The 16,829-nt window shown below is 46.2% G+C and carries 15 protein-coding genes; 1 reads left to right on the top strand and 14 read right to left on the bottom strand.

The window, feature by feature from the left end; all coding sequences use genetic code 11:
- Positions 1-18: 18 nt before the first annotated feature.
- From N6H06_RS08040 to gpr, 13 genes are all read right to left on the bottom strand, one after another.
- Positions 19-783, bottom strand: coding sequence for a class I SAM-dependent methyltransferase (locus N6H06_RS08040; protein WP_263706020.1), 765 nt, complete (start codon positions 781-783; stop codon positions 19-21).
- A gap of 115 nt (positions 784-898) precedes the next feature.
- On the bottom strand, positions 899-2,236 hold the full coding sequence (gene mtaB / locus N6H06_RS08035; protein WP_263706019.1) for a tRNA (N(6)-L-threonylcarbamoyladenosine(37)-C(2))-methylthiotransferase MtaB: 1,338 nt from the start codon (positions 2,234-2,236) through the stop codon (positions 899-901).
- Between the two features lie 11 nt (positions 2,237-2,247).
- Positions 2,248-2,994 carry a 16S rRNA (uracil(1498)-N(3))-methyltransferase gene (locus tag N6H06_RS08030; protein ID WP_263706018.1) on the bottom strand — a complete coding sequence of 249 codons (747 nt, stop codon included), beginning with the start codon at positions 2,992-2,994 and terminating at the stop codon, positions 2,248-2,250.
- A gap of 14 nt (positions 2,995-3,008) precedes the next feature.
- The gene (gene prmA / locus N6H06_RS08025) at positions 3,009-3,956 is read right to left on the bottom strand and encodes a 50S ribosomal protein L11 methyltransferase (protein ID WP_263706017.1); all 948 of its coding nucleotides are present in this window, start codon (positions 3,954-3,956) and stop codon (positions 3,009-3,011) included.
- Positions 3,957-3,979: 23 nt separating this feature from the next.
- Positions 3,980-5,098 (bottom strand): molecular chaperone DnaJ, encoded by a 1,119-nt coding sequence (gene dnaJ, locus N6H06_RS08020; protein ID WP_062747343.1) that lies wholly within the window; start codon positions 5,096-5,098, stop codon positions 3,980-3,982.
- Between the two features lie 335 nt (positions 5,099-5,433).
- Entirely contained in the window at positions 5,434-7,269 is a 1,836-nt protein-coding gene (gene dnaK, locus N6H06_RS08015) for a molecular chaperone DnaK (protein WP_263706016.1), read from the bottom strand.
- An 18-nt stretch (positions 7,270-7,287) separates the two neighbouring features.
- Positions 7,288-7,860: a nucleotide exchange factor GrpE gene (gene grpE / locus N6H06_RS08010; RefSeq protein ID WP_263706015.1), complete on the bottom strand. Its 573-nt coding sequence runs from the start codon at positions 7,858-7,860 to the stop codon at positions 7,288-7,290.
- Between the two features lie 104 nt (positions 7,861-7,964).
- On the bottom strand, positions 7,965-8,993 hold the full coding sequence (gene hrcA / locus N6H06_RS08005) for a heat-inducible transcriptional repressor HrcA (RefSeq protein ID WP_062747348.1): 1,029 nt from the start codon (positions 8,991-8,993) through the stop codon (positions 7,965-7,967).
- Positions 8,994-9,084: 91 nt separating this feature from the next.
- Entirely contained in the window at positions 9,085-10,251 is a 1,167-nt protein-coding gene (gene hemW / locus N6H06_RS08000) for a radical SAM family heme chaperone HemW (protein ID WP_082808283.1), read from the bottom strand.
- Between the two features lie 228 nt (positions 10,252-10,479).
- A complete protein-coding gene (gene lepA, locus N6H06_RS07995; protein ID WP_062747351.1) occupies positions 10,480-12,303 on the bottom strand; it encodes a translation elongation factor 4 in 1,824 nt (607 codons plus the stop codon).
- Between the two features lie 70 nt (positions 12,304-12,373).
- The gene (locus N6H06_RS07990; protein ID WP_212953332.1) at positions 12,374-12,721 is read right to left on the bottom strand and encodes a hypothetical protein; all 348 of its coding nucleotides are present in this window, start codon (positions 12,719-12,721) and stop codon (positions 12,374-12,376) included.
- Positions 12,718-13,896, bottom strand: a complete 1,179-nt coding sequence (locus N6H06_RS07985) for a stage II sporulation protein P (RefSeq protein ID WP_062747354.1) — start codon at positions 13,894-13,896, stop codon at positions 12,718-12,720. Before N6H06_RS07985 ends, N6H06_RS07990 begins: the two co-directional genes overlap by 4 nt.
- A 102-nt stretch (positions 13,897-13,998) precedes the next feature.
- On the bottom strand, positions 13,999-15,117 hold the full coding sequence (gpr, locus tag N6H06_RS07980) for a GPR endopeptidase (protein WP_062747356.1): 1,119 nt from the start codon (positions 15,115-15,117) through the stop codon (positions 13,999-14,001).
- 195 nt (positions 15,118-15,312) lie between these two features.
- Between gpr and rpsT the strand changes: the two genes are divergently transcribed.
- Positions 15,313-15,579 (top strand): 30S ribosomal protein S20, encoded by a 267-nt coding sequence (gene rpsT, locus N6H06_RS07975; protein WP_062747358.1) that lies wholly within the window; start codon positions 15,313-15,315, stop codon positions 15,577-15,579.
- Positions 15,580-15,666: 87 nt separating this feature from the next.
- Here rpsT and holA read toward each other — a convergent pair whose 3' ends face one another.
- Positions 15,667-16,689 carry a DNA polymerase III subunit delta gene (holA, locus tag N6H06_RS07970; RefSeq protein ID WP_212953326.1) on the bottom strand — a complete coding sequence of 341 codons (1,023 nt, stop codon included), beginning with the start codon at positions 16,687-16,689 and terminating at the stop codon, positions 15,667-15,669.
- Positions 16,690-16,829 lie beyond the last annotated feature (140 nt).

Raw genomic sequence — 16,829 nt, 5'->3', positions numbered from 1 at the left:
CTTGGGCCAGGCTGCTTTCTAGTTTTTTACAAGCTCTAGCAAGATCGATTGCCCACAAAATGTAGAGACCTCTCCATCCACTTCTTTGATCGCATATGCTAGTTTCTCCCTTTCTCCTGCTGCTAACATCCACTTTCCTAAATCGCGTGTTTTTGCTTCGTTCAACTGCACCCTTGTTGTCCAGTCATGAAAATCAAATCGTTTGCAAAACGTGTGCAGCTGTTTGACAGAGAACCCAGCTTCTTCCGCCATTTTTAACCATTCTGATTTTTTATAAGCGCGGACATGGCTCGGATCACGGTATGTTTCAAGCTGATTATAAAAGCGGTCAAGGGCGTCTTCCTCAAAAGCAACATTATCGAGCAAATAGAGCTGCCCTCCTTGTTTGAGAACTCTGTAAGCTTCCCTTAAAAAAGAAGGCACTTCGTCAAAATGGTGGGCGGCAATGCGGCAAACGGCTAGATCAAACGAAAAAGCGGAAAATGGTAGCTTTTCAGCAGTAGCTTCGACAAATTCAATATTGGTTATGTGATTCGTCGCTGCTACATTTTTAGCGACAGCTAGCATTTCTGGCGTCACATCGACAGCTATGACGTTCTGCACATAAGGGGCAATCGTTTTAGCAGCATGCCCTGCCCCAGTCGCGATATCAAGCGCCGTCTTCGCTTCGCTGTTGCTAATAAGCGCCTTTAACAGTTCTAAATCTTCTCCTTTCGCATGGTTCTTGCTTGTTACATAGGCATTTGCATTCGGTCCAAACGTGTCTCTTGCTTTTTGTGTCATCCCTTCCCCTCCCTTTGCTTTTAGTATAAAACGCGGCGGTAGGGAAAGATATTCGGAATAAATTATCACCCTCTATAAAAAAAACGCATCCCGGAACTTTCCGGGAATGCGGTTTTTACACAATTTGCTTGTAATTTTCTAAAACGCGGACAAATTCGCCACGGTTATATGGATAGCCCGCCTCTTTGATTTTTACGCGCACCAATTTTCCAATCATTGTTTCATCAGCCTCTAGTTTCACTTTTAAATAGTTATCTGTATAGCCGACAAACAAGCCGCTTTCAGGGTTGTCTTTATCTCGCTCTTCTGGTATAACTTCAAGCACTTCATTCTCAAAACTTGAGGCATATTCTTTCGCTAATTGGTTTGACAATTCAATTAAGCGGTGCACACGTTCATTTTTTGTAGCCTCATCAATTTGGTCTGTCATCCGGGCAGCTGGCGTACCTGTACGCATCGAATAAGGGAATACATGCAATTCACTGAACTTATGTTTGGCGATAAAGTCAAATGTTTCTTGGAACTCTTCCTCTGTTTCGCCAGGAAAACCAACAATGACATCGGACGTAATCGCGAGCCTCGGAAGGGCTTGTTTTAACTTTTCGATCCGTTCTTCATAAGCGGCCATCGTATATTTCCGGCGCATCCGTTTCAGCACCGTATCCGATCCAGATTGGAGAGGGATGTGCATATGGCGGACCACTTTGCTTGATTTGCCGATCACCGCAATGACCTCGTCGGTTAATTGGCTCGCCTCAATCGAAGAAATACGAAGCCGTTTCAGCCCCTCTACCTTTTCCAAATCCTCTAACAGACGGGCAAGGCTGTAATCCTTCAAATCCTCGCCGTAGCCGCCAGTATGAATGCCAGTCAACACGATTTCTTTGTAGCCAGCATGAACAAGTTGCTGGGCTTGGCGCACGACTTCTTGTGGATCTCGGGAACGCATCAACCCGCGCGCCCAAGGAATGATGCAAAATGTGCAGAAATTGTTGCAGCCTTCTTGAATTTTTAAGGACGCCCGTGTCCGATCCGTAAATGAAGGCACATCCAATTCTTCATATACCCTTGATTTCATAATATTGCCGACAGCGTTGATTGGCTGCCGCTCTTTTTTATATTGGTCGATGTAACCAAGCATTTTCGAGCGGTCTTGCGTACCGACAACAATATCGACCCCAGGAATGGCCATCACTTCCGCAGGGGACGTTTGCGCATAACAGCCAGTTACGCAAATAACAGCGTCTGGGTTTTTGCGAATCGCGCGGCGAATGACTTGCCTGCTTTTTTTGTCACCTGTATTGGTGACCGTACATGTATTAATGACATAGACGTCTGCAGTCTGTTCAAACTCGACTTTTTCATAGCCTTCTTGTTTAAACAGCTGCCAAATCGCTTCCGTCTCGTAATGGTTTACTTTACAGCCTAATGTATGAAACGCAACAGTTGACAACTGGATTCACCTCATAATTCAAATTGGTACGAAAGAGCAGCTAACACGTACATAGCAGCCGTTTCGGTACGGACAATGCGAGGGCCTATACTGCAAGAGACCGCGCCCTTCGCCGACAAAAGCGCCACTTCCTCACGAGTCAGCCCGCCTTCAGGTCCGACAATGACCAAAAGGGACATGCCTGGTTTGAGCATAGCAAAGGCGCGCTTTAAGTTTGCCTTTTCACCTTGCTTCGCTTCTTCTTCATCACAAACAATGCAGACATCGTAATGAGTAAGGGCACCAGCAACCGCTTTTAGGGGTACAGGCTTGGCCACTGTTGGCACATAAAGGCGATGTGCTTGTTCTGCGGCTTCCTTAGCAATCTTTTGCAAACGCTCCGTTTTCTTGGCACCCTTCTTATCATCCCATTTTACTATAGATCGACTCGCAGAAAAAGGCGCGAATGAGTACGCGCCGAGTTCTGTTCCTTTTTGGACGATGGTTTCAAGCTTATCGCCTTTTGGCAGGCCTTGCGCGACCGTCACCCGGATCGGCAATTCTGTCTCGTCATCCAACTCGTTGAGAACGGTGCCTTTGACGCTAGATGGATCGAATTGCGAAAGCTGAACAAGCACGGCTTTGCCGTCTTCATTGACGCAAATGACTTCATCGCCTGCTTGCATTCGCATCACTTTTGTAATGTGGGCGGCGTCGTCTCCAGTTATTTCGACAACTTCATTTGTCAACTGTTCATTTTTAATAAAATAACGCTGCATGCCTTTGCACCTGCCTACGCTTGGCTGGGTTTTTGCGCAACAATTGCTACCCAGTCGTCCAATTCGTTCACTTCCTGAATCGCAAAACCTACTGCCTTTAACGCCCCTTCGACAGCTTCTCTTTTGCTAGAAATGATTCCTGAAGTTAAAAAGAGACCGCCTCGTTTGACAATACGGTAAGCATCTGTCGTAAACTGCAAAATGACTTCTGCTAGAATGTTGCTAACGAGCACATCGGCACTCTCGCTAGCGACACCGTCTAGAAGATTGCCTTGCTGCACATCGACAAAGTCACTAGCGCCGTTTAGGGCCACATTCGCCTTTGCGCTATTCACAGCTACCTCATCCAAGTCCAACGCTGTAATTGCCTCGGCGCCGAATTTCCATGCAGCAATCGCAAGTATACCTGAACCGGTGCCAACATCGATGACCGCATCCCCTTGCTTGACCGCATGCTCAAGTGCTTGAAGCGACAGAATCGTTGTTGGATGTGTTCCAGTGCCAAACGCCATCCCTGGATCTAATTCGATAACGATTTCCCCTGGACGGGCGCTATACTTTTCCCATGTCGGCACAATGGTGACTTGCTCCGTTACTTGAACGGGGTGGTAAAAGCTCTTCCATGCCGTTGCCCAGTCTTCTTCTTTTACTTCTGTATAATCCATTGTCCCGTGGCCAATGTCAATTTGAAAGGAAACGAGATTATGGACGCGCCTTCTTACTTCAGCAATCGTTTCCTTAAAAGTGGCGCCCATTGGAAAATAGGCTTTAACCATCACACCTTCATCTGGGTAATCCTCAGGGGAGAGCTCATACACTTCCCCATACTTTACACTCCACTCTGTCACAAGGTCCTGGGGATCCTCAATCGCTACGCCTGCGGCACCTAATTCATGGAGAATATTTGATACAGGCTCCACCGCTTCCTGCGTCGTATGGACGCGAAATTCAGCCCACTTCATTTGTTCGGCCACCTCGCTTGATCTCAATCGCCTTTGAACGCACGGCGCAGTTTGTCAAAAAATCCGTCATTTTGCTCCTCTGGCCTTCCGCCGCTCATACCGGCAAATTCACGCATCAATTCTTTTTCATTTTCAGTTAAATTTTTCGGCGTTACGACACGGACTTGCACATGCTGATCGCCTTGGCCGCGCCCATGGACATTCGGCACTCCTTTTCCTCTCAGGCGGAAACTAGTGCCTGTTTGCGTGCCTGCTGGAATTTTTAATTTAACTTTCCCAGTCAGAGTTGGCACTTCAATTTCATCACCTAAGGCAACTTGCGGAAATGTGAGCGGTACTTCACAATAAATGTCTTCTCCATCACGTTCAAAAAATTCATGTGGCTTCACTTGGAAGACAACGTAAAGGTCGCCTGGAGGGCCCCCGTTTGCACCAGCTTCACCTTGTCCAGCTACGCGAAGTTGTTGCCCATTATCAATCCCTGCTGGCACTTTGATATTGATTTTTTTGCGTTTCCGCACTTTGCCATTGCCGCTGCATGTAGAACATTTTTGCTTAATGATTTTCCCAGTTCCTTCACAATAGTTACAAACACGGCGATTAACAACACGGCCAAATGGCGTGTTTTGTTCAACATTCAGTTGACCTGACCCACCACAATGGGAACAAGTATCTGGCTTTGTACCTGGTTTGGCCCCTGATCCATGGCACGTACCGCATGTTTCTTCACGCGGAATTTCAATTTCGGTTTCCTTGCCAAATACCGCTTCTTTAAACTCCAATGTCATCGTATATTGAAGGTCATCCCCTTGGCGCGGTGCATTTGGATTGCGGCGCCCACCTCCGCCGCCAAAAAACATATCAAAAATGTCGCTAAAACCACCAAAATCGCCACTTGCGCCGGCTCCTCCAAACCCTTGGTTTGGATCAGCATGGCCAAACTGGTCATAACGGGCTTTCTTTTGGGGATCGCTCAATGTATCATAGGCTTCTTTTACTTCCTTAAATTTCGCCTCAGCGTCCTCTTCCTTATTGACATCAGGGTGATATTTTCGCGCTAGTTTTCGATAAGCTTTTTTTACTTCTTCTACTGAAGCATTCCGGTCTACGCCAAGCACTTCATAGTAATCTCGTTTGCTCACGTGCAGTTTCCCTCCCGACTGAAGCTGTCTATCGCTTCACGTTTTCTCACATAACGTTCATCATACCACCATATAAAGCGCGGTTGCAATCTCAACGCTTTTTCCAGAGAAAAAAGCTCAGCCTGTAGACAAACGCTCGCATACGTCGTCGTTTGTCTCGGTCATATGCTCATGAACCCCCGTTCTATTCGCATCTTCCCTCGCCTGCACTTCTCGTCTGACAAGCGTTTTCTATCAGTCTGAGGGCGGTTATCGACTTTGTCGAAAACCGCCGCTTTTTTCAGAGAAAAAAGCCAAAGCCACTACTGACTTTGACTTTCTTCCATTAAGCAAGCTTATTTTTTGTCGTCGTCGTTTACTTCTTCGTAGTCTGCGTCAACAACGTTGTCGTCTTGCTTGTCTGCACTTTCATTGCCGCTGTCTTGTTGAGCTTGTGCCGCTTGCGCTGCTTGCTCATACAATTTTGTCGTCAAAGCGGTGACGATTTCCTGAAGTTCGTCCTTGGCAGCTTTAATGTCGTCTGTGTTGTCTGCTTCAAGTGCTTTTTTCAACTTGTCTTTCGCTGCTTCTGCTTTGTCTTTTTCAGATTGATCAACATTGTCGCCTAAATCTTTAAGCGTTTTTTCAGTTGAAAAGACAAGCTGGTCTGCTTCGTTACGCAGTTCTACTTGTTCGCGCCGCTTTTTGTCCGCTTCAGCGTTCGCTTCGGCTTCGTGCACCATTTTTTCAATTTCTTCTTCTGATAGGCCTGAAGAAGACGTAATTGTAATCGATTGTTCTTTGTTAGTGCCAAGATCTTTCGCCTTAACATTGACAATGCCGTTAGCGTCAATATCAAATGTCACTTCAATTTGTGGCACTCCCCGTGGCGCTGGCGGGATGTCTGTTAATTGGAAACGGCCAAGTGTTTTGTTGTCGGCAGCCATTTCCCGTTCCCCTTGAAGTACGTGAATATCAACGGAAGGCTGATTGTCAGCAGCTGTTGAAAACACTTGCGATTTTGACGTAGGAATCGTCGTGTTGCGTTCGATTAGTTTTGTGAATACGCCGCCCATCGTCTCAATTCCAAGGGACAATGGTGTTACGTCAAGAAGCACAACGTCTTTTACATCACCAGTCAAGACACCTGCTTGCACCGCAGCCCCAAGCGCTACTACTTCGTCAGGGTTGACGCCTTTATGAGGGTCTTTCCCCGTTAGTTTTTTAATCGCCTCTTGTACAGCTGGAATACGAGTCGATCCACCAACAAGGACGACTTTGTCGATGTCCGATGCGGATAGACCAGCATCGGAGAGAGCACGGCGTGTTGGGCCAAGCGTCCGTTCTACGAGGTCAGCAGACAACTCATCGAATTTCGCACGAGTCAATGTTAACTCTAGGTGCTTAGGACCTGTTGCATCGGCAGTAATAAATGGCAGCGAAATTTGCGTTTGCGTAACGCCAGATAAGTCTTTTTTCGCTTTCTCTGCAGCATCTTTCAGACGTTGCATCGCCATTTTATCTTGCGACAAGTCGATGCCATTTTCTTTTTTAAACTCTGCTACAAGATGATTCATGATCACTTCATCAAAATCATCGCCGCCTAGTTTATTGTCGCCTGAAGTGGCTTTTACTTCGAAGAAGCCATCGCCTAGCTCAAGGATGGAAACGTCGAATGTACCACCGCCAAGGTCATAAACCAAGATTGTTTGGTCGTCTTCTTTTTCAAGGCCATATGCAAGAGCAGCAGCTGTCGGCTCATTGACGATACGGTCCACTTCAAGACCAGCAATTTTGCCTGCGTCTTTTGTCGCTTGGCGTTGAGAGTCATTGAAATAAGCTGGAACGGTAATGACCGCTTTGGTGACTTTCTCGCCAAGATATGCTTCTGCATCGGCTTTTAACTTTTGCAAAATAATCGCTGACATTTCTTGAGGGGAGTAACTTTTCCCTTCAATGTCTACTTTGTAATCAGTACCCATATGGCGTTTAATGGAAATGACCGTATTTGGGTTAGTGATCGCTTGGCGCTTTGCCACTTCCCCAACGAGACGCTCTCCGTCTTTAAAAGCGACTACAGAAGGCGTTGTCCGGTTGCCTTCTGGGTTTGGGATAACCGTGGCTTCGCCGCCCTCCATTACGGCCACACAAGAGTTTGTTGTCCCTAAGTCAATACCAATAATTTTACTCATGCGTCGTTCCTCCAAGTCCTATTGATTTACTTTCACCATTGAGTGACGAATCACTCGATCTTTTAGTTTGTACCCTTTTTGCAGTTCCTCCACAATTTGGTTCGGCTCATAGCCTTCCTCTGACACTTGCATCACCGCTTGGTGGAGATGTGGGTCGAACAACTCACCTTCTGTAGGAATCGGTTCTACCCCTTCTTGTTTTAATGCTTCTTCTACTTGGCGGTATACCATTTCCATTCCTTGGAGCAATTGCTTTGCTTCTTCATGTTTAGGTTCGACCAACAAAGCGCGTTCGAAGTTATCAAGTGCAGGGAGCAATTTTTCAATAAAGCCTTGGGCGCGGTATTTTGCTTGCGCCTCTTTCTCCTCTTTTGTGCGACGGCGAAAATTTTCATAATCAGCACGAACGCGAGCGAGACGGTCTTTTAATTCATTTAGCTCTATTTCAAGAGGGTGAACCTCTGGCTCTTCTTGTTCTTCAACTTCAGTTCCGCAATTGATTTCAGTCTCTTCTTGCTCAGCGGAATCGCCGTGGCCGTCTTCTACTTTTGTTTGTTCTGTTTGCAGTTCCTCGTTCTTCTCTTCTGCCACGTTTGTTCACCTCCTGTAAACTCATCGTCTATAGCTTGCGGGCTTTACTCATTTGCCCACGCCTTCTATGTATAGCAGCAGATGACTGCTGCGTATACGAATTACTAACGTTCAAAACCGGTTAACCGTTTTGTCAGATCTTTCGACAAGGAGTCAACCACTTTAATCATCCGCTTATATTCCATTCTTGTCGGGCCAATCACGCCTAGCGTCCCGACATGTCGGCCGTCAATGGCATAAGACGCTGTAATGACACTGCAAGACTCGAACGCTTCCAGTTCGTTTTCTTGGCCAATCGAAACATGAAGCCCGTCTGTTTGTTGCGCGCGCAGCCATTTTTGCAATAAATTTTCCTCTTCAAGTGCTTTATAGAGAAGCCTCATTTTCTCAACATCTTGAAATTCAGGCTGTTCCATTAAATTGGTTTTCCCTGAAAAGAATAGTTTCTCTCCTGAAGCGGGAACCATTGACTGCTGAAGCATACGGAGAATATGTTCGTAGTTATTAATATGCGCTTTGAAGAGTTGGGCAAGTTCTGTATTCAACTTCCGTTGCAATGAAGACAACGGCGTGCCAACAAGGCGTTCATTTAACAAATTGACCGTCCGCTCTAAATCGGAAGGCGTGACATTTTCATCCACTTGGACAAGCCGGTTTTCGACATGCCCGTTTTCGCTTACAAGGATAACGACGGCCTTTTGGTTGCTCATCGGGATGATTTGTATATGGCGCAAACGTTCATTTATCGATTCTGGGCCAAGTACAATCGACACATAGCTAGTCATTTCTGACAAAATCCGCGCCGATTCTTGGAACACCTCTTCCATTGCCTGGAGCCTGGCTGTTGTCAGCCTGGAAAGGCCAGCTCGCTCAGCTACAGTCAAACGGTGCGGCGACAATAAATGGTCGACATAGTACCGGTACCCTTGTTGAGAGGGGACACGGCCAGCTGAACTGTGGGGTTTTTCCAAAAATCCCAGTTCTTCAAGATCAGCCATTTCGTTCCGAATCGTTGCTGGACTGTAAGGGATATCCTCTCGTTTCGAGATGCTGCGCGAACCAACTGGCTCAGCAGAGCGAACATAGTCGTCAACGATCGCATGTAACACCAACAGTTGTCTTTCCGTTAACATCCCAGCACCTCCTGTTAGCACTCAAATGCAACGAGTGCTAATACTATTGATACACTATCAAACAGGTCTCCATTTGTCAATGAAAAAACGCTCAATGACCGTCTTGCAGCTCGCTGTCTTCTAAAACTGCCACAAACAATGCAAATGCTTCATTCCCAAGCAACAACCCATTCTCTGTCAGACGAATGACGTGGTCGGTTTCTTCTACAAGCCCTTTTCGTTTTCCCTCTGCGATTTCTTTGGCAAACAGCGACTCCACTTCTATCCCATAACGGGCTAAAAAATCAGCTTTGTTTACACCGCTGCGAATGCGGAGCCCTAAAAAAACAGCCTCTTCTAAACACTCAGCCCGAGTGACGACATGGGTTCGCAACCGCGGCTCCCCTGTATCCCACACAGCATCAATGTATTTCGCAACTGGATTGATATTTTGGTAGCGCACTTGATTTTCATAGCCAGAAGCACCGGCGCCAAAACCAGCGTATGGTTCATTGCGCCAATAGACAAGATTATGTTTGCTCTCATAGCCAGGTTTGCCGAAATTGCTAATTTCATACTGGTTCAGCCCAGCAGCCGCCGTTTTTTCCTTAAGCAGCGCATACATCGCTACATCATCGTCTTCAGGAGGTAAGTGGAGCTGCCCTTTTTTGTAACGGTTATAAAAGACAGTTTGTTTTTCAATTTTTAATGCATAAGCGGAAATATGCTCTACGTCTAGGGACAAGGCGCGATCGACTGAGCGTGCAAAGTCGGCAACTGATTGGTTTGGCAAGCCAAGCATTAAATCAATAGAAAGATTGGTAAACCCTAGTGAGCGCGCCTGGCGAACCGCCTCCTCGACCCCTTCGGGCGAATGGGTTCGCCCAATATCGGCTAACAGCTTTTGATTAAATGTTTGTGCGCCTATGCTTAAGCGGTTGACACCGTAACGTTTCATGACTTCGAGCTTGTCCTCGTCGGCGCTGTCCGGGTTCACTTCAACCGTCCATTCTTCGAGTTCGCTTAAATCGTAGAGGCGCTCTATCGCCGAAAACAGCCGTTCTAGTTGTGTGGCCGTTAACGCTGTCGGCGTTCCGCCGCCGACATAAATGGTTTTAACTAGGCCATCTCCCAGACGGGCACGGGCTCGTCTCATTTCTTCAATTAAAGCGTCGATGTAGGTATCCACAGGCTGGTTTTCGATAAATACTTTATTAAAATCACAATAATGACAGATATGTTCACAAAATGGAATATGCACATAGAGCGAATGGCCCACGCGTCTCTCCTCCTTGCTCATTTAAGTGTCCTTTCCTCAAGCCTACCCTTGGAGGAGGCGTAGCAGCCCCAACAAATTTGTGGCTTGTTCAGCAAAAGGAATTGATTTGACAGAAAAAAGCCGACCTCCTTAATGCAGAAGGTGGCCTCTACGTATTTTCATTTAGAGGTCGGCTCTTTTATGGCAGGAAGCGGGCAATCCTAAAGGGCATCATGTACAAGTATTACCTTACTTGTCATCCATGCGCAGTACAGCCATAAAGGCTTCCTGTGGAATTTCGACGTTTCCAACAGCTTTCATTCGCTTCTTGCCTTCTTTTTGTTTCTCAAGAAGCTTACGTTTACGGGAAATGTCGCCGCCATAACATTTAGCTAACACATTTTTGCGGATTGCTTTGATCGTCGAACGAGCAATAATTTTTGTGCCAATACTTGCTTGGACAGGCACTTCAAATTGCTGGCGCGGAATCAACTCTTTTAGTTTTTCGACAATCACTTTTCCCCGTTCATAAGCGGAATCGCGATGGACAATGACCGACAGAGCGTCAACTTTCTCGCCGTTCAATAAAATGTCCATTTTTACTAATTTTGATTGCCTATAGCCGATCAGTTCATAATCAAAAGATGCATACCCTTTCGTATTTGATTTCAACTGATCAAAGAAATCGTAGACAATTTCCGACAGAGGGATCTCATAAATGATTTGCACGCGGTTTTCATCCAAATACTGCATGTCCCCAAAAATGCCGCGCTTGCTTTGGCAAAGCTCCATGACCGCACCAACGTAGTCATTAGGCACCATCACAGTCGATTTGACATACGGTTCTTCGACATGGTCCATTTTTTGGGGGTCAGGCATATTTGTTGGGTTGTCAATCTGGATCGTATTGCCGTCCGTAAGCGTCACATCGTAAATAACCGATGGCGCTGTGGTAATCAAGGAAATCCCGAATTCCCGTTCAATTCGCTCCTGAATGATTTCCATGTGAAGCAACCCTAAAAAGCCGCAGCGGAAACCAAAGCCAAGTGCTTGTGATGTTTCTGGTTCATACTGGAGAGAGGCATCATTCAGCTCGAGGCGTTCTAACGCTTCGCGTAAATCGTTGTAATCATTTGTATCGATCGGATAAAGGCCACAATAGACCATTGGATTCATCCGACGATAGCCAGGCAACGCCTCTGATGCTGGATTAACGGCGCTTGTAATCGTGTCGCCGACACGAGAGTCGCTGACATTTTTGATCGCTGCCGTCAAGAAGCCTACATCACCTACGGTTAATTCTTCGCATTTAACTGCTTTTGGCGTGAATACGCCAACTTCATTTACTTCAAATTCTTTCCCGGTTTGCATCATCCTAATTTTTTCGCCTGGGCGTACGGTGCCCTCAACGATGCGAATATAAGCAATGACGCCACGGTATGGATCATAGAGCGAGTCAAATATTAACGCTTTAAGCGGTGCCGTTGGATCGCCAGCAGGGGCAGGCACTTTCTCAACGACCTGTTCCAAAATATCTTCAATGCCAATGCCATTTTTGGCAGAAGCCAGTACAGCATCTGAAGCGTCAAGCCCAATGACATCTTCCACTTCTTTTTTTACACGTTCTGGCTCTGCACTTGGCAAGTCAATTTTATTAATAACAGGCAAAATTTCCAAGTCATTGTCTAATGCCAAGTAAACGTTGGCGAGCGTTTGCGCTTCAATTCCTTGGGCGCTATCAACGATAAGAAGCGCCCCTTCACAAGCAGCGAGGCTGCGGGACACTTCATAAGTAAAATCGACATGTCCTGGCGTATCAATTAAATGAAAAATATACTCGTTGCCGTCTTTAGCTTTGTATTTCAATTGGACTGCGTTCAGCTTAATCGTTATGCCACGCTCGCGTTCCAAGTCCATTGCATCAAGCGCTTGCTCTTTCATTTCACGGTCAGTCAATGCCCCAGTCCTTTCAAGGATGCGGTCTGCCAATGTTGATTTCCCGTGGTCAATATGGGCGATAATCGAGAAATTCCGGATTCTCGATTGCCGCTCAAGTCGTTGATCGTTGTTCATTTTTCTTGACTCACCCCTAAAATGCGTACATGTACACTGCCCCTTATTATAGCAAGCCAATGGCGGCGCTTCAATAAGAGCTTTCAGCGGATTCGTCATGGCGTTCGCTTTCTTTATTGATCCCATTGCGCACCGCTGTCATCAGCCCCTCCAAACCGCTTCTCGCCGCAGACTCTGCTCCGCTTGCAAGCGTTAATCCTAATTCAGAAAAAAAATTTGTCGCGCCAGTAAATTCTGTGTCTGCCACTGCAGGTGTAGGAGTAGGGGCAGGCATCTCCTTAACAGGCTCTTCCTTGTTCAGCTCAAGTGGTTTGGTTTCGCTTAAGCCGGCGTGTTCGCTCATAAGCTGGACTCCGAGCATCATGCCAAACAGCATACACACAGTAAGCAACACCCCGAATTTCCCCAAGCGCTTCATTCGCTCTCCCCTTCTTTCTCGTTATAGTAGTAATCAGCGAACACTTCAGCAAACGCATCGATTGAACGGTACGCTTCTTCAAGTGAGTTGTCGACTCCCCCGACTTCGAGCAAAATCGAATTGGCGAACAAATCTTGGTTAAACCGCCCATTTGTACTGGCTCCACTTTTCTTAAAGACGCCTCGGCTTAATGACGGATATGCTTCTTCTAGCTTTTTATGAAGCTCATTGGCAATTTGCAAATTCGATTCAAAATCAGCGTAGTTTTGGCCAACTACAAAGAATGGACGCGCAAATGTTTCGCCATTTATGGTCACCGTTGTTTTATCTCTACGGATTGAATCCCTGTGCAGGTCAAAGAAATACATTAAGTCTTCGTTTTCAGCTTTGGCTGACTTAATAAATTCACGGGAGACGTCATAGGAAGCCTCATATCCTAATCCCCGTTCAACTAACGTCGCCTGGACATCACGCTCCTCTACTTGTGCGTAAATGCCATGTTGTTCCAACGCTTGCTTTAAGTGATCCGCTACCATTGTCATATTGATCTCCTTGTGCGTCGCTTTATTGGCGTTTTCTGTATCATCAATCTCCAATTCAGGAAAGAATGATTCATACGTGTGCGTTGTGCCAATGTACACATCAACAACTTTGTTTTCATCGGCTTTGTTTGCTTGCTCCGTTTCTTTTTTCTTCGCTGCTTCCTCTTCTGCTTTTTTGCGATCAAGCGCCTCTTGTTTTGCTTTCTGTTCGCTGGCGAGCAAATCGTCAGGTGGAGATGATTCAACAGGCAAATTTGTATAATCAGTGCCTTCGCCGGCGATATGAATGGTCGTGTCAAACAATGAAAAACCAGGAAGCTCACGCCCAAGTAGGCTTCTTGGATCATCTGGGTTGATGCTTGTCGTAATGGCAAAAAACAACGAGCCCAACGAAAACGAACCACTATCTTCATCTGGCAACGCTTCAGTAAAAACGCGGTTTTCCGTGCCCATCAACTTTAGGAAATGTGCCCCGCTTAACGTGGTTGTCCAATTTGCCAGCGCACGGGAAGAGAATGTTTTGCTTGGCCCTGATGACACCAATACACTCGTGCAAAGAAAGACCGCCATCAACGTAATGACCAAGCTAGCTGCAATACGCATAAAGCGCGAATGTGGTTGGCCTTGTTTCATATTTGACGACCTCCCCTTGTTGTGCTTGTCCTTCCATCTTATGTATCGAGGAGATGCCATAGAACAGAAAAGAAAGCAGGCGTGCTCGCCTGCTTTCTTTCATTAATGGGTATAAGCACCGACGTTTTTTTGATCGACTTGGCCATGCAAAGCTGCGTTTAGCCCGCCAGCTACAACATGGGCCATGTCTTCAATAAAGACGTCTATTTCTTTTGGTGTTACCATTAAGTTATGGCCAAGGGGAGCGAGCACTTCTTGGATCAATTGCCGCTTTTCAGTGCCTTCGAGCCCTCCGACCATCCCCATAATCGCTTGTCTGCCCTTTTCATCGGGCAAATCTTCATCCGATAATTGCCGCTTCTCGCCAAACATCATCCCAGCTGGCGCTAACCTTTTTGACGGCTTGTTGCCTTCACGCATTTCTTTGCCCAAATGTTTCATCACATAATCAATCGCATCTGACGTAATTGTTACAGCATCAACGACCGTAGGAATGCCGATGGCAATAACGGGTATGCCTAGTGTTTCTTCGTTCATTGCTTTGCGATTGTTGCCGACGCCACTCCCTGGATGGATGCCTGTATCCGCAACTTGAATGGTCGTATTTACCCGTTCAATGGAACGAGAAGCAAGAGCGTCAATAACAACGACAAAGTCCGGTTTTGTTTTCTCAATAACACCAAAAACAATGTCGCTTGTTTCAATACCAGTTGTCCCCATCACGCCTGGTGTCAATGCACTTACTGGTCGGTAGCCCTCCTCTATTTCTTCGGGAGCCAATTGAAACAAATGCCTAGTAACAAGTAATTCTTCCACCGCTAGCGGCCCTAGAGCATCAGGTGTCACATTCCAATTGCCCAATCCGACAACTAAACAAGTGTCTGAGTCTTTAATTCCTTTATTGCGTAAAAAAGCAGCAAACTCTTTTGCAAAAATGCGTTCGATGTTATCTTGGAGGGCCGTATCTTTTTTCCTTATTCCTTGCGCTTCAAACGTCAAGTAATGACCAGCACGTTTATTTAACCGTTTCGCTCCTTCTTCCCCTATTTCTACAGTCGTGATTTTAACGCCTTCCACCGTTTCCTCTTTTACAACTACGTCTGTTACGGCACTTGAACTTTCTTCACCCGCTTTTTCACGTTGTTCTTCAACCGCCATTTCGTGCGCTTCAAGTGCTAAATCCGTTCTAATTTGAAATGGTTCCATATTTAAATCAGGCATCCAAAACCGCCTCCTTTTTATCAGTGGACTACTTGTATTGTCTCTCATGCACGAAAAAACATTCGCTCCTTTTGCAAGCTGTTTCCCTCGTTTGTATTGCAATGGGCTTCTAGTTTTGATAAAATGCAGATTGTTGTACTAGCGCTTAATGATGGCTATAAGTGGAATAAGCCATTTAAGTTGGAGGTGAAATAAATGCCAAATATTAAATCTGCGATTAAACGTGTTAAAACAAACGAAAAACGCCGCGCGCAAAATGCAGCGCAAAAATCAGCGCTCCGCACAGCAGTGAAACATTTTGAAACTGCTGCAGCAAATGGGGATGTAGAAAAAGCGCAAGCTGCGTTTGTTGAAGCAACGAAAAAGCTTGATAAAGCCGCTACAAAAGGTCTTATCCATAAAAACGCTGCATCTCGTCAAAAGTCGCGCCTAGCGAAAAAATTGAACGGATTGTCTGCTTAATAAGACTTGCTAGATCTCGGGCATTGCCCCGTGATCTTTTTTATGCCAAAAACAAAAAAGCCTGAGACTAGCGTCTAAGGCTTTTTTTTATGGGTTCGCTAATCGAAGCAGCAACAGCTCGACGGCCAGCTCTTTGTCTGCCTGCCCTGTCTTAATGGCATAGTCGGTTTCTTCGCAAACGATAAGGGCTTGTCTTAATTGCTTGGTCGTAAACGCTTTGACTTGCTGCATGGCGAGCTTTACTACATAAGGATGCAACTTAAGCTGTGACGCCATCTCTTTTTGCGTGTACCCTTTAGCTAGCCTCGTTTTCACCTGGAAAAATTGCCGAAATTGCCGCGTCAACAATGCCAGTATGGCTAGCGGCTCTTCTTTTTGCCGCAACAGCTGGTGGTAAAGCCGCACCGCGTCACCTGCACGGCCTTTCGCCGTGTAGTCTATGACAGTAAATACACTTTGTTCAACCGTCTCAGCCACGAGTTGGTCAACGATGCTTGCTGTTACCGGAGCCCCATCTTCGCAATACAGCATACACTTCTCCAATTCCCGGTGCAACAACATCAAGTTGGGGCCTGTACGCTTAAACAGCAATTGCTTTGCGTCTTGATTAATAGCAACGCCTTCCTGCTTGGCTATCGCCTCCATCCACGCAAATGTCTCCTTTTCATCTAATGGATTCACATCGATGGCGCTCGTTTGTTTCTTTAATTTTTTTGTAATTTTCTTGCGTTCATCCAATTTTTCATACGGTGCGACAACAACAAGTACGGTTTCTTGTGCAGGCGAGTCGAGATAGGCTTCCAACGCGGGAATGTCATGCTCCAGTTTTGTCACTACTTTCTGGCTAGTTGCCAAATAAAAGTCCTGGATCACAACAAGCTTTCGCCTTGAGAAAAACGGAACAGTCTCCGCTTCCTCCACGACTTCCCCTAGCGGCGTATCTTGTAAGCGAAAGCGAATATCATTCATTTCGCCTTCTTCTCCTGCAAATAATGCTTCACTTGCTTTTTGTAAAAATTGCTCGATTAAGTAGCGTTCCGTTCCATACAAAAAGTATACCGGCGCCATTGTCTCACTCGACAATTGCTTCATTTCCGTAATGATGCTCATATCCAACCTATCCCCTATAGTCCTGATCTGTTCTTTTTTATTTTAACATATTTCCGAAAGAAGTCTCCCTCTTCAAGCGTGTGAAGGGCGTAGCAGGGCGGTAAGGGGAGATAATATCGGTGGGGTGATAACCGAAAAGC

Origin of the sequence: Shouchella tritolerans (genome assembly GCF_025770735.1) — a bacterium.
Taxonomy (GTDB): domain Bacteria; phylum Bacillota; class Bacilli; order Bacillales; family Bacillaceae_D; genus Shouchella; species Shouchella tritolerans.
Note: the sequence above shows the minus strand (reverse complement) of the source record. Positions and strands in the feature narration are given on the sequence as shown.

Coding starts and splice junctions, on each gene's coding strand:
- N6H06_RS08040 (WP_263706020.1), bottom strand. CDS start 783: ATGACACAAAAAGCAAGAGACACGTTTGGACCGAATGCAAATGCCTAT.
- N6H06_RS08030 (WP_263706018.1), bottom strand. CDS start 2,994: ATGCAGCGTTATTTTATTAAAAATGAACAGTTGACAAATGAAGTTGTC.
- prmA (WP_263706017.1), bottom strand. CDS start 3,956: ATGAAGTGGGCTGAATTTCGCGTCCATACGACGCAGGAAGCGGTGGAG.
- dnaK (WP_263706016.1), bottom strand. CDS start 7,269: ATGAGTAAAATTATTGGTATTGACTTAGGGACAACAAACTCTTGTGTG.
- hrcA (WP_062747348.1), bottom strand. CDS start 8,993: ATGTTAACGGAAAGACAACTGTTGGTGTTACATGCGATCGTTGACGAC.
- lepA (WP_062747351.1), bottom strand. CDS start 12,303: ATGAACAACGATCAACGACTTGAGCGGCAATCGAGAATCCGGAATTTC.
- N6H06_RS07990 (WP_212953332.1), bottom strand. CDS start 12,721: ATGAAGCGCTTGGGGAAATTCGGGGTGTTGCTTACTGTGTGTATGCTG.
- N6H06_RS07985 (WP_062747354.1), bottom strand. CDS start 13,896: ATGAAACAAGGCCAACCACATTCGCGCTTTATGCGTATTGCAGCTAGC.
- gpr (WP_062747356.1), bottom strand. CDS start 15,117: ATGCCTGATTTAAATATGGAACCATTTCAAATTAGAACGGATTTAGCA.
- rpsT (WP_062747358.1), top strand. CDS start 15,313: ATGCCAAATATTAAATCTGCGATTAAACGTGTTAAAACAAACGAAAAA.
- holA (WP_212953326.1), bottom strand. CDS start 16,689: ATGAGCATCATTACGGAAATGAAGCAATTGTCGAGTGAGACAATGGCG.